This window comes from Methylobacterium sp. E-065 (assembly GCF_022829605.1).
GTDB lineage: Bacteria > Pseudomonadota > Alphaproteobacteria > Rhizobiales > Beijerinckiaceae > Methylobacterium.
The window spans coordinates 1-15,276 of record NZ_JAKSYD010000020.1 but is presented as its reverse complement, the minus strand read 5'-3'; the positions used below and the strand labels follow the sequence as shown (position 1 = coordinate 15,276).

Sequence of the window (15,276 nt, the reverse complement as noted above, 5' to 3'; positions counted from 1 at the left end):
CCGCGCGACGAGCCGTTGATGAATCAGCATTTCTCCACCCATGCCGCCTCGCCGTCGCTGCGCACCACGCGGCTCGACAACGGCGTCACGGTGGTCACCGAGCCGATGCCGGGCGTCGCCACCGCGAGCCTCGGCGTCTGGGTCGGGGCGGGCTCGCGCAACGAGCGCGCCGACGAGGCCGGTCTGTCCCACCTCATCGAGCACATGGCGTTCAAGGGGACCCGCACCCGCTCGGCCCAGGCGATCGCCGAGGCGATCGAGAATGTCGGCGGCGAGATCAACGCCGCCACCTCCACCGAGGGCACGAGCTACACCGCCCGGGTGCTCGGCGAGGATACGGATCTCGCCCTCGACGTGATCGGCGACATCCTCACCGGTTCGGTGTTCGATGCGGGGGAGCTCGCCCGCGAGAAGGGCGTGATCCTGCAGGAATATGCCGCCGTCGAGGACACCCCCGACGACGTGGTGTACGACGCCTTCACGGAAGCCGCCTTCCCGGACCAGCCGGTCGGCAGGCCGATCCTGGGACGGCCCGAGACGATCCGGAGCTTCGACGAGGCCGGGATCCGCGCTTATCTCGATCGGGAATACACGCCGGACCGCATCGTGGTGGCGGGCGCCGGGGCGGTGACCCACGAGGCGATCGTGGCGGCGGCCGAGCGCCATTTCGGCGCCCTCCCCGCCAAGACCGCCTCGGAGGCGGTGCCGGGGGTCTATCGCGGCGGCGAGCGGCGGATGCCGCGCAAGCTCGAACAGGCCAACGTGGTGATCGGCCTGCCGGGCCTCTCCTTCCGGGACGAGGGCTATTACGCGCTGCACATGTTCGCTCAGGTGCTCGGCGGCGGCCTGACCTCGCGGCTCTGGCAGGAGGTGCGCGAGACCCGGGGCCTCGCCTACGAGATCCAGGCCTTCCACTGGCCGTTCTCGGATTGCGGCCTGTTCGGCATCGGCGCCGGCACCGCCGGGGCGGACCTGCGCGAACTGATCGACGTGACGCTCGCCGCCACCGCCCGTGCGGCCCGGGACCTCGACACCGTCGAGATCGCCCGCGCCAAGGCGCAGCTCAAGGTGTCGCTGCTCTCCGCGCTGGAGACGCCGGGCGGGCGCATCGAGCGCAACGCCCGCCAGATCCTGGCCTGGGGCCGGGTGATCCCCGCCGGGGAGGTGATCGCCAAGGTCGATGCCGTCACGGTCGAGGCCGTGCGCGCCGCCGCCGCCGCGATGCTGCAGGGTACGCCGACGCTGGCGGCGATCGGCCCGATCCGCAAGCTGCCGTCTCTCGACACGATCGCGGGTGCGCTTCGGGCGGCCTGAGAGCCTGTCCTGGTTTCGAAAGGTCGAGACCTTTCGCGGGTCCAGGGCAGAGCCCTGGAGACCATCTCAGGGCTCTGCCCTGAGCACCCGCCAAAGGGCTTCAGCCCTTTGGAAACCCGGGATTCGTCGGTCGAAGTGGCTCTGGATCGTGCCGCGAAACGGCCGCCGCAACTTGATTTGGCCGCAAAAGGGCGCGATCCGCTCGATTGAGGCCGCCGGGGCGGCCGACGCCGCTTCTCGCACGGCCGGACACCAAGACACCCTTGCGCATCCTCGCCCTCCTCCTGACCCTGGTCGGCGGTCTCGTCGGTGCCCTCGCCCTGAGTGGACCGGCCTGGGCCGTGGAAGCGGTGCGCGTCACCCTCGACGCGCCGGTGATCGACCTGACCTCGGCGATCGAGCGCTACCGCTCGGACGGCGACCTGATCCAGATCTCCACGGCGCCCGGCAAGGACGGCATCGTCCGCCGCATCGTCGTGAAGGCGCGCGACGCCGGCGCCCGGCCCGACTGGATCGTGTTCGCGCTCACCAACGACACCGACGAGCAGATCGACCGCATCCTGATCGCCCCGCATTTCCGGCTGGTCGATTCCGGGGTGATCTGGCCCGATCTCGGCGGCTCGCGGATCGCCGCCATCACGGCGAGCCAGGGCATCCGGCCCGAGCGCGACGAGAACCCGGAAGCCGACCAGTTCACGATCACGCTCGATCCCGGCACGACCGTCACCTACGTCGCCGAATTGCGCGGCGCCAACATCCCCCAGCTCCACCTCTGGGACCAGGACGCCTATCGCCGGAAGGCCGCCGGCCTGACCCTCTACAAGGGCATCATCATCGGGATCAGCGGCTTGCTGGCGCTGTTCCTGACTATCGTGTTCGTGGTCAAGGGCGCGATCATCTTCCCGGCCGCGGCGGCACTCGCGTGGTCGGTGCTGGCCTATGCCTGCATCGATTTCGGCTTCCTTCAGCGGGTCTTCCCGGTCACGGAACTCGCCGAGCGGGTCTATCGGGCCTCCGCCGAGGCGGTGCTCGGGGCGACGCTGCTGGTCTTCCTGTTCGCCTATCTCAACCTCGCCCGCTGGCACGTGCGCTACAGCCACGTGGCGTTCTTCTGGCTGGCCTTCCTGGCTGGCCTCGTCGGGCTCGCGGTGTTCGATCCGCCGGTGGCGGCGGGCGTGGCGCGCATCTCCATCGCGGCGGTGGCCGGCATCGGCCTGTTGCTGATCCTCTACCTCGCGGTCCATAACGGCTACGACCGGGCGATCCTGCTGGTGCCGACCTGGCTGATGCTCGTCGTCTGGGTGGCGGCGGCGGGCTTCGCGGTCACCGGCCAGATCGGCAGCGACCTCGTGCAGCCGGCCCTGATCGGCGGCCTCGTGCTGATCGTGATGCTGATCGGCTTCACGGTGCTCCAGCACGCCTTCGCGGGCGGCGGCCTCAGCCACACCCTGGTCTCCGACACCGAGCGCCGGGCGCTGGCGCTGACCGGTGCGGGCGACGTGGTGTTCGATTGGGACGTGCCCGCCGACCGGGTCTTCGTCGGCCCGGAGATCGAGGGCCAGCTCGGCCTCGCCCGGGGCACCCTGGAGGGCCCGGCGACCAACTGGCTGGGCGCCCTCCACCCGTTCGACGTGGAGCGCTACTCGGCGGCCCTCGACACGGTGATCGAGGAGCGGCGCGGCCGCATCGTCCACGATTTCCGCCTGCGTTCGGAGGCCGGCACGTTCTTCTGGTACCGGCTGAAGGCGCGCCCCGTGATCGGCGCCGACGGCGAGGTGATCCGCGTGGTCGGCACCATCGCGGACGTGACCGAGATCAAGACCGCCGAGGAGCGCCTGCTCCATGACGCCGTGCATGACAGCCTCACCGGCCTGCCGAACCGCGAATTGTTCGGTGACCGCCTGGATGCGGCCCTCGCCTTCGCCAGCCAGGACCCGCGCCTCAAGCCCACCGTGATCGTGCTCGATGTCGACCGGTTCAAGGGCATCAACGACGCGATCGGCCTTTCGGCTGGCGATTCGATCCTGCTGACCCTGTCGCGCCGGCTCGGCCGGCTTCTGCGCCCGCAGGATACCCTGGCCCGGGTGGCGGGCGACGAGTTCGCGGTAATCCTGCTGTCCGAGCGCGAGCCCGACCGGATCCTGGCCTTCGCCGAGATGATCCGCCGGGCGATCGCCACACCGATCACCTATGCCGACCGCGAGATCTTTTTGACGGTCTCGATCGGGTTGGCGCTCTACGAGTCCGGCGCCAACCTCAAGCGCGACGAGGTGTTCAAGAGCGCCGAGGTCGCCATGATCCAGGCCAAGCGCAACGGCGGCGACCGGATCGAGGTGTTCCGCGCCCATATGCGCACTGACCGCACCGACCGGTTGATGCTGGAGAGCGACCTGCGCAAGGCGATCGAGCGCAACGAGATGAAGGTGCTGTTCCTGCCGGTGGTGCGGCTCGAGGACCGCACCGTGGCGGGGTTCGAGACGGTCCTGCGCTGGGACCACCCGAAGCTCGGGCGCATTCCCCCCTCGACCTTCCTGCCGCTCGCCGAGGAGAGCGGCTTCATCGTCAATCTCGGCATCTTCGCCCTGGAGCGCACCGCGCTCGAACTCGCGGCCTGGCAGCGCTCCCTGGAGGTCGAGCCGCCGATCTTCGCGGCCTGCAACCTGTCCTCGCGTCAGCTCCTGCGCCACGACCTGCTGCACGACGTGAAGACCGTGATGGCCCGCTCCGGGGCGCTCCCCGGCTCGCTCAAGCTGGAATTCAGCGAGAGCCTCGTGATGGAGAACCCGGAATACGCCGCCCAGATGCTGGCCCGCATCCACGACCTCGGGGCCGGCCTGTGCCTGTCGGATTTCGGCACCGGCTACTCGGCGCTCTCCTACCTCCAGCGCTTCCCGTTCGACACGATCAAGGTCGACGCGACCTTCGTGCGCCAGATCGGCACCGGCCAGACCGCGATCCTGCGCTCGATCGTGCGCATGGCGAGCGAGTTGAACCTCGCCATCGTGGCGGAGGGCTGCGAGTCGGAGGCCGACGCCCAGGCGCTCGCCAGCCTCGGCTGCGAATACGCGCTGGGCCCGGCCTTCGGCGAGCCCATGACCCTGCTGCAGGCCCGCCAGATCGTCGGGGCGGCGCCGGAAGCGGCCTGATTTTAGCCTGGGTTGGTTTCGGCGGGTTGGAACAGCGGTAAACTGCCAAGGACCGAATCCTTTGGCCGGTGATGCGATGACGCCCGTACAGATCAGGCTGGTGCAGGACAGCTTCGCGAAGGTGCGGCCGATCGCCGGGACGGCGGCCGACCTGTTCTACGGCCGCCTGTTCGAGATCGCCCCGCAGGTGCGCGACCTCTTCCCCGCCGACATGAGCGAGCAGAAGACGAAGCTGATGGCGATGCTGGGGCTCGCGGTGGCCAACCTGAACCACCCGGATACGGTGGTGCCGGCGCTGCAGGATCTCGGGCGCAAGCACATCGCCTACGGCACGCAGGCCGCTCATTACGCTCCGGTGGGCGAGGCCCTGCTCTGGACCCTGGAGCAGGGGCTGGGGCCGGATTTCACCCCGGAGGTCCGGGCGGCCTGGGTCGAGACCTACACGCTCGTCGCCGGTGTGATGAAGCAGGCGGCGGCGTAAGTCGCCGATTGGTTTAAGCCCCCCTTAACCATGCTCGCGCAAGCTCCTGTTGATGGATGGGCGCGCCGGCGCCCGGCATGGGGATGGGCGGATGGCCGAGGCGGCACGGCGTTATCAGCAGGCGGGCAGCTCTGATCTCTTGCGTCGCCTGATGGCCCGGCCGGTCCGGCTGGACCAGCAGGCCCGGATCCGGCTGCCACTGCCCGGCCAAGATCGGCACCACGCCGCCGCGCCGGTCGATGAGCACGCCGGCGAGCCCGACGAAGATCTCTTCGACGAGTCCGACGACGCCATCACCCGTCTCGAGACCGAGCTTCAGGTGATGAAGGCGGTGCTCCGGGCGCAGCGGCAGGAGGTCGAATCCCTGCGGGCGCAGCGCCAGGTCCTCACGGACTCCGCCCCGAGCGATGATGTCCGCGCGACCCGCGAGCGCTGGGCGGCGCTGGTCGATTCGCTCCTGCTCCGCGCCAAGTGATCCGTGCCCCTTGAACCCGCCCTCGCCCCTGAATCCACCTTCGATGAGCCCTCTCCGGACCACGCGGGGTAAGGCCATGGGTGCGCGCTGCTCGCTCGTCGTCAACGGCCGGTCGGTGCGCGTCTCGACCGGCGACACGCCCCTGGAGGCGGCCCTCGCCGAGGGCATGATCGCGCCGGTCCAGGCGCAGGCCGGCCAGAGCGCGACGCATCACGGATCGGCGCGCCCCATCCGCCGCCCGCCGGCTCATCGGACTCGACCCGAGGCTCTCCGGCCGGCCCTGCCGGCCGCCCCGATCCAGGGGCAGGAGGAAGCGCCGCCGATCCCGGTCGCGATCCGCAAGGGCACCGTCACCGAGATCCGCCGGCTCAGCCCCGGCATCGTCGAGGTCGTGGTCACCCTGACCAAGCGCCCGACCCTGGAGCCCGGCCATCAGGCGCTGGTGACCTTCGCGGGTCTGCCGGCGATGATTCTGTCCCCGACGCTCCGGGTCGACGGCGCGGCCGAGATCAACGAGGCGGTATTCCATATCGCCCGCGATCCCGAGGGTGGCCCCATCGATACGCTCCGGCTCGACCAGCCCGTGCGCCTCAAGGGCCCCGTGGGACGGGAGCAGTACCGCCCCGGGGGCGGGCGCCTCGTCCTGGTGGCGGCCGGCGCCGGCTTCGGGGCGATCTGGGCGATCGCCCGGGCGGCCCGCTACGTCGAGCCCGCCCGCGAGATGGCACTCGCCGTCGGGGCCCGGGACGCGCTGGACCTGTACATGCGCGAGAGCCTCGACTGGCTGCGCCGCACCGGCGTCGCCCGGATCGTGCTCTGCGCCGACCGCGGCGGTCCGCGTCCGCCGGACGTGCGCTCCGGCCCGCTCACCGCCCATCTGCCGAGCCTGCGCGCCACCGACGTGGTCCACGTGGCGGGCGACGTCTCGACGGTGGGCGCCGTGCAGGTACTCGCCGCCTCGGTGGGCGCGCGCTGCTACCCGATCGTGCTGGACTGAGCGCGGCAGCCAAGGCGTATCCTGCGCGACGATGCGATTCGGGCTTGCCGTTTCCGGTGCGCCCGGGACGCATCCCGACAGGCTCTTGGCTACGGCGACCGTCCGGGTCTGAAGGTCGGCCCGAAGACCTCATTTAAGGCAGAAATTAAAAGCGTGGACGTGTTCCCGCGTCGTCCGAAGATTCGCAGATAAACGGGTAGTATTTTCTGTGAGCTGATGAATGCATATCTATATTTGTTTGCAGTATTATTTCTATAATGTTGAGTGCGTGGATATTATTACCCGAATTCTGTAGCATAAATCAAGAAAATTTCTGCTACACGGCTCCATCTGGCAAACAGGAGTCGGATACATGCGGCTGCTACAGGATACAAAGCTGATCATTAAGATATCTATTCCTATCTTGATCATGATTTTATCCAGTGTGTTTATCGTATTATATTCGGTTCAATCGCTTGAAACCCTGGAACGTCGTAACACGTATCTCGTGGACTACTACTTCTCGCGTCTGGAGATGTTTGGGCAGGTCCGGGAGCAGTTTGTCGAAGCGGGCCTGATGAACCGCAACATCATCATCGGCCAGCCGGAAAGCGAGATCCCATCCTTCCGCGATCGCTACGATCAGGCGGTCAAAGCCGTGGCCGACAATGTCGAGACCCTGGCTGCGGGGTCGCGCCGGAAGGAGATCCAGGACATCCAGCGCAACATCGGCCGTCTCGCGCGTGCGTATTTCGATCTGCTCGATCGCTCAAACGCCCTCGCCCTCCGGGACGAACGGGACACGGCGATACAGGTCGGCCTCGTAGACAGCCGGGAGATCCGGACGCAGTTCAACAAGGCGTCGCAGGCTTACGAGGCGCAGGCGACGGCCCGTCTCAACGAGGCGAAGATCGCCTCGCAGCACGAGGCCGAGCAGGCCCGCACGATCCTGATCGGCGCCGCCCTGGCGGCCCTCCTCACCGCGCTCGGCCTCTCGGTGGTGATCGTCGTGCTCGGTGTCACGCGGCCCCTTCACCGCCTCGTCGCCGGCTTGCAGCGTATGGCGGAGGGCGATGTCGAGGCCGCGATCCCGGAGGCGCGGCGCGGCGACGAGATCGGGATGGTCGGGCGCGCGGTCGAGGCGATCGAGGCCATGGTCGCCCGCAACGCCGCCGCCGAGGTCGAGCGGAAGCGGCAGGCGGAGGCCGCCGCCTCCGTCGAGCGCAGGCGCAACAGGATGGAGCTGGCCCAGGTCTTCGAGCAGGCGGTGGCCACGATCGTCGATCGCGTCTCGTCGTCCGCGGGCGACCTTCAGACCACCGCCCGTCAGATGACCACGACCGCCCAGGAGGCTGCGAGCCAGTCCGGCACGGTGGCGCGCGCGGCCGAGGAGGCGACGGCCAACATCAACACCGTCGCGGCCTCGGCCGAGGAACTCGGCAGCTCGATCCAGGAGATCGGCCGCCAAGCGAGCGACTCCTCCGGATTGGCGCAACAGGCGGTCGACGAGGCCGATCAGGCCGCCGGCCTCGTATCCGAATTGCGGATGGCGGTCTCGGAGATCGACACGGTGGTGCGGCTGATCTCGTCCATCGCCGAGCAGACCAATCTGCTCGCGCTCAACGCCACCATCGAGGCCGCACGCGCGGGCGAGGCCGGCCGCGGCTTCGCGGTCGTGGCGGGCGAAGTGAAGGCGCTCGCGGAGAAGACGGCCCAGGCCACCGACGGCATCGCCGCACAGATCGGCCGGATCCAGGGGGTCACTGGTGCGACGGTGGGTGCGATCGGCACGATCATCGACCGGATCCGCGAGATCAACGGGATGGCGGTCGCGATCGCGGCGGCCGTGGACCAGCAGGGCGCGGCGACTCAGGAGATCGTGCGCAACATCACCCAGGCGACGCAGGGCGCCCCCGAGGTGACCGTCAACATCGCCGGCGTGGCCGAGGCCTCGGAGCAGACGGGAGGTGCGGCCGATCAGGTGCTCACGGGGGCTACGGCCCTGGCGGTCCAGTCGGAGCGCCTCTCGGCGGAGGTCGACCGCTTCCTGGTCGGCATCCGCGCGGCGTGATGATCCGGCCGGGCTCGATCGGGTCTGGCCCGGGTCACGTGCGCTGCGCGACGGCCCGGCCGGCCGGCTCCGTCATGTGGAGATAGGCGGAGTCGAAATGGGCGAGCCGGGCGAGGGCGGCCGGATCGTGGATGGTCAGGCGCCGGCTGCGCAGGGTGATCAGCCCCATGCCGCGCAGCTCCTGCAGCGTGCGGTTGATGTGCACGCTGGTCTGGCCCATCGCGTCGCCGAGATCGTTCTGGGTGACCGGCATCGGACAGGTGTCGGCCTCCGCGAGGCCCACCGCCGCCAGCCGCGCGTGGAGTTCGCAGAACAGATGGGCGAGCCGCTCGATGCCGGTGCGGCTGCCCAGGCTGATCGTCCACTCGCGCTGCACCGCCGCCGTGGCGAGCGCCTCACGGTGGAAGGCGAGATCGAGCTGCAGGCTGCGGGCCGTCATCGCCTGCAGCGTGGGGCCGGAGATCTGGCCGAGGGTGACGGGTGTGATCGCACCGATCGTGTGATCCATCTCGTCGAGGAGGAAGACGTGCGGGTCGCACGGGTCGCCCGGCAGGAGGAACGAGACGATCTGGCGGCGCCCGTTGATGAACTGCCGGTAGCGGCAGGCCCAACCGTCGAGGATGATGCTGATAGCGCGCGGATCGTCGCCCTCGTGGATGATGTCCGTCCGCGCGGCGACCAAGCGCCCCGGGCCGGTGGCATCGATCAAGCACATCCGATCCGCCTCCGACAGCGGGACGTAGCATTCCAGCTTGCGCACGAGCGGATTTGACATGGTGTTCCTCCGCACCGGCTTGTGTCCACAAGCCTACAGAGGTTTCGTCGAATAAATACTTATGCAGATTAGTTTGCCGGGGCGTATCGACGATTGACGAACCTTGGCGGGCGCTGCGAGGCCGACAGGGCCACGATCCGCGCCCGCATCCGCTCAAGGCGCACGGTTGCTAGATCGCGATGCAGATCTTGCCGAAGTGGCGGTTGCTCTCCTGGTGGCGGAAGGCCGCGACGAGGTCGTCGAGCGGGAAGCGGCGATCGACCACCGGCCGCAGCCCACAGGCCTCGATGCCGCGGATCATCGCGATCTGGTGGCGCCGGCTGCCGACCAGCACGCCCTGCAGGCGGATCTGTTTCAGGAGCGCCGGGACCAGCGGCAGCTCCCCCGCCACGCCCGACAGGATGCCGATCACCGAGATATGGCCGGCCACCCGCACGGCGGCCATCGACTGCTCCAGCGTCCCCGGCCCGCCGACATCGAGGACGTGATCGACGCCGCGTCCGCCGGTCAGCCGCCGTGCGGTCTCGCCCCAGGCCGGATCGGCGCGGTAGTTGATGAGATGGTCGGCGCCGAGCTCGCACAGGCGCTCGAGCTTCGCGTCGCTGGACGAGGTGGCGATCACCGTGGCGCCCGCGGCCTTCGCGAATTGCAGGGCGAACAGCGAGACGCCGCCGGTGCCCTGGACGAGGACGACGTCACCGCTCTTGAGGCCGGCATCGGCGTGGAGCGCGCGCCAGGCGGTCAGGCCGGCGGTGGTCAGCGTCGCCGCCTCGGCGTGGTCCCAGCCCGCGGGCGCACGGGTGAAGGCGGTGGACGGCGCCGTGACCCGCTCGCGGGCGTAGCCGTCGATCCCGTCGCCCGGCACGGTGGCAAAACCCTCGACCTGCGGCGTGCCCTCCAGCCAGGTCGGGAAGAACGTGCTGACCACGGAATCGCCCACGGCGAACTCGGCCGGGCCGGGCCCGACGGCCTCGACCGCGCCGGCCCCGTCGGACATCGGGATGCGGGGCTCGCTCGGTCCCCACATTCCGCTGACCACCGCGTAATCGTGGTAGTTGAGGGAGCTGGCCCGCAGGCGGACGGTGATCTCCCCAGGGCCGGGCTCCGGAACCGGCTGCGCGCCGAACCCGACCTTGTCGAAGCCGCCCCCCGGCTGGACGATTACGGCCCGCGAGAGTGATCCGGTCATGGCGCACCTGTCCCTGTCACGGGCTCGGTTGCCCGGGGCACGAAGGTGGCAGGCCGCGCACCCGGCGTCGAGACGCGAGGCGGAATGCCGGCTCCGCATCTTCTGCTCCCGAAAGCCGGTTCGGCGCATAGGCTCCGCTTCGAAGCGGCCGCAAATTGGCAGCCTTTTTCCGGCTCCGGCGGCTAGGTTGGCCGTGTCGATGCGACCGTAGATGCAGAGCCGAATGGAGGTTTGCCGTGATCGCCAGCGTGGATCGGATCGCCCCGACGATGTCGCCCTGTCCGTGGTGTTGCCGCATCCGAACCGAGGAGAGCGCACCCCACCCGACATGGAAGGCGAACAGCGATGCTGACTTATAACGTTGCCCCGACCCCCCATCCCGACCTGAGTGCCGCGGCGCTTGCCGACCTTCGCGCCGCGGCGTTCGGCAATCCCCTGGACCGGAGCGTCCGGTCCCATCCCTCGCATGAACGCGCCGCCCTCGCGAACGCCCTCGACGACGGGCTGATGCCCGACGAGGTGGCCCGGATCCTCGCCGGCCGCCGGATGGCGGAGGCCTTCCCGATCCGCTGGGGCGAGAGCCCCCAGGCCTACGCATCGCGGGCCGTGGCCGAGATGTTCGTCGCCTACCTCCAGTAGGCGTCCGCGTCCGACCCCGCCGGTCGCCCCTCTCCCGCCACGCCGATCCCACCCATTTGGAATGCCGCCATGACGGCCGCCACGCCGCACCTCACCCGCCGGTGGGGGCGCCGGACGGGGATGCGCGCGCGCATCCTCGCCCTGGCGCTCGCCACCTGTCCGATTCCCGCCTCGGCCGGCCCCGCCGGGCCGGGCCTCGGGGCCGCCTCCGGGGCGGACGACCCGGAGGTGCCCGCCCGGCTCACGGTCGGGCCGGGCGGCCGGGACCTGCACCTCGTGGGCGACCTCACCGAAGGCGTGGCCTCGCGGGTGTCCGGCCTCCTCGGCGCCCATCCGGGGATCGTACGCCTGCACCTGACCAGCGACGGCGGCCTGGTCGAGGAGGGGGCGGCGATCGGGGCCCTCGTGGCCGCCCGCGGGCTGGAGACCCGGGTGTCCGACGCCTGCGCGTCGGCCTGCACGCTGATCTTCGTCCGCGGGCGGCGGCGCGTCCTGGCGGAGGGCGGCCGGCTCGGCTTCCACGCCCCCTATGAGGTCGGGGCGCGGGGGCGGATGCGTCCGGTGGATTCCAAGCCTGAGCGGGCCGCCTATCGGGCGGCCGGCCTGCCCTCGGCCTTCGTGACGCGAGCCCTGGCGGTGTCCCCGGCCGCCATCTGGATCCCCGACGCGGCGCAACTCTGCGCGGCCGGCATCGTCACCGGGCTCGTCGGGCCGGACTCGGACGCCGGTGAACACGAGCCCCGGCCGTGTGGCGGACGGCAGCCGTGAGGGCTCATCCTGTGCGGTTCCTGAGCGGAGGGGGGCCGCCTTTTGCGGGTGCAGGGCAGTGCCCTGCTGTCGGGCCTTGCCCGAAAGTCGGACTTCGCCCGATGCGCCAAGGCTTCGCCCTGGCAACTCACCAAAGGGCACGGCTCCTTGGAAACGCCTGGGAGCCCTAGGCCCCGTCGACCACCGTGCTGACCGCGTGGGCGTTCGGATCCTGCGGCCCGGTCGCCGCCGTGCGATGGGCTGCGTCCTGCTCCACGGGTGTGGGGGCCGGCTGTGGCCGCCCGTTCTCGCCGAGGCACTTCCGGCCTGCCCGCTCGGCCGCCGCCCGCTCCCGCGCCGGGTCGCCCACTCCGCCGCTCTGATCTCGAGCCATGGTGTCTCCCGCTGGTGGCAAGATCGCGCGATCACGAATTGAAAAGGCAGGCCGCCCTGTCCGCGGGGTCGCCCCCCGGACCGGCAGCCTGCCCTCGTTTCAACCCCTGGATCGCATCACGGTTCGGCGGGGCCGGGTCCCCCGCGCCCACTTCAGTCGCGGCAGACGCGCCGCGGCCCGTAGGGCGTGGGGCGGACGAAGCAGCGCGGGCCGTAGAAGCGCGGCCGACGGTAGATCGGACGGCAGCGGCCGTACGGGCCGGGCGCCCAGCCGGGGCCGCAGCCGAAGGCCACGGTGGTGACGGCAGCGGGGCCGGCGAGAGCGGCCGGCGTCAGGGGCGCCGCAAGGGCGGAGGCGGAGCCGAGGCCGGCGATGACGGCCGCGGCAGCCGCGAGCCTCTTCACGTGCATCATGATCAACCCTTCTGTTCGGTCTCGTGCCGGGCTGGCCGGGCGCGAGATCCGGGCAGATTGGTCATCAGGCCTGAATGGGCGCTGACCTCAGCCGAAATTGTCCGGAAACAAACAATTCGACGCTCTCTGTCGTGACGCGCTGGCGCGCACCGATCCCACGTCCGCTTCAGCGCCGGTTGGAGCGGGCGAGCAGCGAGGCCGCCGCCGCCGTGGCGCCCGCCAGCAGGATCCCGGTCAGGATCGGGGTGACCGAGGCCTGTGTGTAGACGCTGCGCATGACGTGATGCGGCGAGGCTCCCCGCACGGACCCATCCCGGCCGGCCGCGTAGAGGGCGCCGTCCCGGTTCCTGCCGGCCGCGCCGGCCTTCTGGGTCCGGGACATGACCCGGGCTCCCACCCAGTCCGTGACCGACGGCGCGCGCTTGCGCAGGGAACTCATCATCTTGCCGCCGCCGCCGACATAGAGGTCCCGCGGGCCGTGCTCGGCGGCGTACAGGATCGCCTTGGCCACGTCCGCCGGGTCGTAGACCGGCGGCGGCAGCTTCGGGGCCTGCGCCATGTAGTTCCTGGCGTGTTCCGGGAAGGGCGTGTCGATCGAGGCCGGCTTGATCAGCGTCACCGAGACCGGGACGCCCTCCGCCTGCAATTCCATGCGCAGGGCGTCGGTGAAGCCTTTGATCGCGTGCTTGGAGGCGCAGTACATGCCCTGGATCGGGAAGGCGAGGTCGGAGGCGATCGAGCCCAGGTTGACCAGCGCGCCGCCGGACTTCCGCAGATGCTGCAGCGCCACCGTCGAGCCGTAGACGATCCCCCAGAAGTTCACGTCGAACAGCCGTCGATGGTCTTCGTCCGAGACCTCTTCGAGGCGGCCGAAGATCGAGAGTCCGGCGTTGTTGACCCAGGTGTCGAAGCCGCCATAGGCGCGCACGGCCTCGGCGGCGAGCGCCTCGACATCCGCGCGACTGGACACGTCGGTCACGACCGCCCGGGCCTCGCCGCCGCGCTCCCGGATGTCGTGGGCGATGTCGTCGAGGGCAGCACCGTTGCGCGCCGCCAGGACCACGCGGGCCCCGCGGCGGGCGGCCTCCCGCGCCGTGGCGAGGCCGATGCCGCTGGAGGCGCCGGTGATGACGATCACCTGCGCGCGCAGGGGCTTGTGCCGGATCTGCATGCTGCGTGTTCCCCTGTCTGCGGTCCGTGGCGCCGACGGGGTGAGACCGCCGGACTGGCTCATCGGCCGCCGGGCCGGTCCCGCTCGGCCCCGAGGCTGGTCCCGCCGCGGCGCGCCTCGTCCTTCTCGGTGCCGGCCCGCTCCATCGGTCCGTCCTGCGGCTTGACCGTGCCGGCGGCGGTGTCGAGGGGCGTGTTGGCGAGGCCCGCGCTCTCGGGCTTGCCGGCGGGCCTCCGCTGGGCCTGCGTGTCGTCCGGTGCGTCTGCCATGCCGTGTCCCGTCGTGCCGTACCCCTGGGGGCCAACCCGTCGGCGTCGCCGACGGATCCGGGATTCATCCCACGCAATTTTCGCCCGGGGCGGCGCGTCGTCGGAACGGAGCTGGAAGCGTGGTGTTGACTGCGAAATCTTGATTCGGAGACAGGATGATGGCCGGAACCGCGAAGAAGACTGATCCCAAGCTGTGGGAGAAGGTCAAGAAACAGGTCACGAAGTCGGAGAAGGGCGGCAAGCCGGGTCAGTGGTCGGCGCGCAAGGCCCAGATGGCCACCGCCGAATACAAGAAGGAGGGCGGCGGCTACGCCGGCAAGAAGGCGGACGACAACCACCTCAAGCAGTGGACCGACGAGGAGTGGGGCACGAAGTCGGGCCAGGAGAGCGGCAAGACTGGCGAGCGCTACCTGCCCAAGAAGGCCCGCGAAAAGCTGAGCGACAAGGAATACGCCGCCAGCACGGCCAAGAAGCGGGCCGATACCGCGAAGGGCAAGCAGTTCTCGAAGCAGCCGAAGGCGGCCGCCGAGAAATCCGCCGCCGCGCGCAAGACCGGCAAGGCTGCCAGCAAGAGCACCGGCAAGGCGAGCAGCAAGACTGAGAGCAAGTCCGGAACGACCAAGGCCGCGCTGATGCGCAAGGCCCAGGCGCAGAACGTGCCCGGCCGATCGAAGATGTCGAAGGCGCAACTGGAGCACGCCGTCCACGCCTGAAGCAGGCGGCTCCAAGCCCTTGTTTTAACGTGCTCCCGGGCGCCGAACCGGTGCCGACTTCGGCGGAGAGCACTCGAACGACAAGAAACGCCCCGGGACAGGATCCCGGGGCGTTTTTCGTTCCGATACGGCGGGGCCGCATCGGGCATGGTCGATGACCGGGAGAACGCCCGCCGGGCCGTTAGGCCCGACGCGCGTCCCGCGGAGGGGTCTTAGTACGAGCCGAACTTGTAGTTCAGGCCGGCGCGGATGACGGCGAACTCGTCGGAGCGACGGCCGACGGGGTTGTAGGCCACCGGGAAGTTGTTGGCGGCGTTGATGACCAGGGCACCCTGGTTGCGGGTGTTGCGGTCGAGGTTGACGTACAGGCCTTCGACCTTGAGCGTCACGGCCGAAGAGCGGAAGAAGTTCAGGAACGAGTCGACCGGGAGCGCGTACTCCATGCCGCCGCCGACCGCGTAGCCGGTGCGGAAGCTGTCGTTGCCGGCGTAGCCGCCGAACGA

Annotated in this window: 15 protein-coding genes and 1 pseudogene; 9 read left to right on the top strand and 7 right to left on the bottom strand. The window is 70.0% G+C overall.

All coding sequences use genetic code 11. The annotated features are described in order from the left end of the window. Positions 1–18: 18 nt before the first annotated feature. From MKK84_RS01425 to MKK84_RS01400, 6 genes are all read left to right on the top strand, one after another. Positions 19–1,314, top strand: coding sequence for a M16 family metallopeptidase (locus tag MKK84_RS01425; RefSeq protein ID WP_243916253.1), 1,296 nt, complete (start codon positions 19–21; stop codon positions 1,312–1,314). A gap of 269 nt (positions 1,315–1,583) precedes the next feature. After that, positions 1,584–4,460, top strand: a complete 2,877-nt coding sequence (locus MKK84_RS01420) for an EAL domain-containing protein (RefSeq protein WP_409566424.1) — start codon at positions 1,584–1,586, stop codon at positions 4,458–4,460. 76 nt (positions 4,461–4,536) lie between these two features. Beyond that, entirely contained in the window at positions 4,537–4,941 is a 405-nt protein-coding gene (locus MKK84_RS01415; RefSeq protein ID WP_243916251.1) for a globin family protein, read from the top strand. A gap of 91 nt (positions 4,942–5,032) precedes the next feature. After that, positions 5,033–5,416, top strand: coding sequence for a hypothetical protein (locus MKK84_RS01410; protein ID WP_243916250.1), 384 nt, complete (start codon positions 5,033–5,035; stop codon positions 5,414–5,416). Positions 5,417–5,492: 76 nt separating this feature from the next. Beyond that, positions 5,493–6,413, top strand: coding sequence for a ferredoxin--NAD(+) reductase (locus MKK84_RS01405; RefSeq protein ID WP_243916288.1), 921 nt, complete (start codon positions 5,493–5,495; stop codon positions 6,411–6,413). Between the two features lie 352 nt (positions 6,414–6,765). Then, complete coding sequence (locus MKK84_RS01400) at positions 6,766–8,463, top strand: HAMP domain-containing methyl-accepting chemotaxis protein (protein ID WP_279599309.1); 1,698 nt, start codon at positions 6,766–6,768, stop codon at positions 8,461–8,463. A 34-nt stretch (positions 8,464–8,497) separates the two neighbouring features. Here MKK84_RS01400 and MKK84_RS01395 read toward each other — a convergent pair whose 3' ends face one another. Together MKK84_RS01395 and MKK84_RS01390 are read right to left on the bottom strand one after the other, a co-directional pair. Next, on the bottom strand, positions 8,498–9,238 hold the full coding sequence (locus tag MKK84_RS01395) for a Crp/Fnr family transcriptional regulator (RefSeq protein WP_243916248.1): 741 nt from the start codon (positions 9,236–9,238) through the stop codon (positions 8,498–8,500). Between the two features lie 169 nt (positions 9,239–9,407). Then, positions 9,408–10,427 (bottom strand): zinc-dependent alcohol dehydrogenase family protein, encoded by a 1,020-nt coding sequence (locus MKK84_RS01390; protein ID WP_243916247.1) that lies wholly within the window; start codon positions 10,425–10,427, stop codon positions 9,408–9,410. A gap of 345 nt (positions 10,428–10,772) precedes the next feature. On the opposite strand from MKK84_RS01390, the gene MKK84_RS01385 reads away from it, so the two are divergent. Next, entirely contained in the window at positions 10,773–11,066 is a 294-nt protein-coding gene (locus tag MKK84_RS01385; protein WP_243916246.1) for a hypothetical protein, read from the top strand. A gap of 69 nt (positions 11,067–11,135) precedes the next feature. Further along, positions 11,136–11,834, top strand: a complete 699-nt coding sequence (locus MKK84_RS01380) for a hypothetical protein (RefSeq protein ID WP_243916245.1) — start codon at positions 11,136–11,138, stop codon at positions 11,832–11,834. A gap of 166 nt (positions 11,835–12,000) precedes the next feature. Here the strand turns inward: MKK84_RS01380 and MKK84_RS01375 are convergent, their stop codons facing one another. The 4 genes from MKK84_RS01375 to MKK84_RS01360 form a co-directional block, all read right to left on the bottom strand. Further along, on the bottom strand, positions 12,001–12,207 hold the full coding sequence (locus tag MKK84_RS01375) for a hypothetical protein (protein WP_243916244.1): 207 nt from the start codon (positions 12,205–12,207) through the stop codon (positions 12,001–12,003). Between the two features lie 152 nt (positions 12,208–12,359). Further along, positions 12,360–12,620: a GCG_CRPN prefix-to-repeats domain-containing protein gene (locus tag MKK84_RS01370; protein WP_243916243.1), complete on the bottom strand. Its 261-nt coding sequence runs from the start codon at positions 12,618–12,620 to the stop codon at positions 12,360–12,362. 166 nt (positions 12,621–12,786) lie between these two features. Then, positions 12,787–13,791, bottom strand: coding sequence for an SDR family oxidoreductase (locus MKK84_RS01365; RefSeq protein WP_243916242.1), 1,005 nt, complete (start codon positions 13,789–13,791; stop codon positions 12,787–12,789). A 59-nt stretch (positions 13,792–13,850) separates the two neighbouring features. Beyond that, positions 13,851–14,060 carry a hypothetical protein gene (locus tag MKK84_RS01360; protein WP_243916241.1) on the bottom strand — a complete coding sequence of 70 codons (210 nt, stop codon included), beginning with the start codon at positions 14,058–14,060 and terminating at the stop codon, positions 13,851–13,853. 158 nt (positions 14,061–14,218) lie between these two features. Between MKK84_RS01360 and MKK84_RS01355 the strand changes: the two genes are divergently transcribed. Further along, a complete protein-coding gene (locus MKK84_RS01355) occupies positions 14,219–14,773 on the top strand; it encodes a hypothetical protein (RefSeq protein ID WP_243916287.1) in 555 nt (184 codons plus the stop codon). Between the two features lie 212 nt (positions 14,774–14,985). Here the strand turns inward: MKK84_RS01355 and MKK84_RS01350 are convergent. Continuing rightward, positions 14,986–15,276: pseudogene (locus tag MKK84_RS01350) on the bottom strand (porin family protein); the annotation flags it as partial.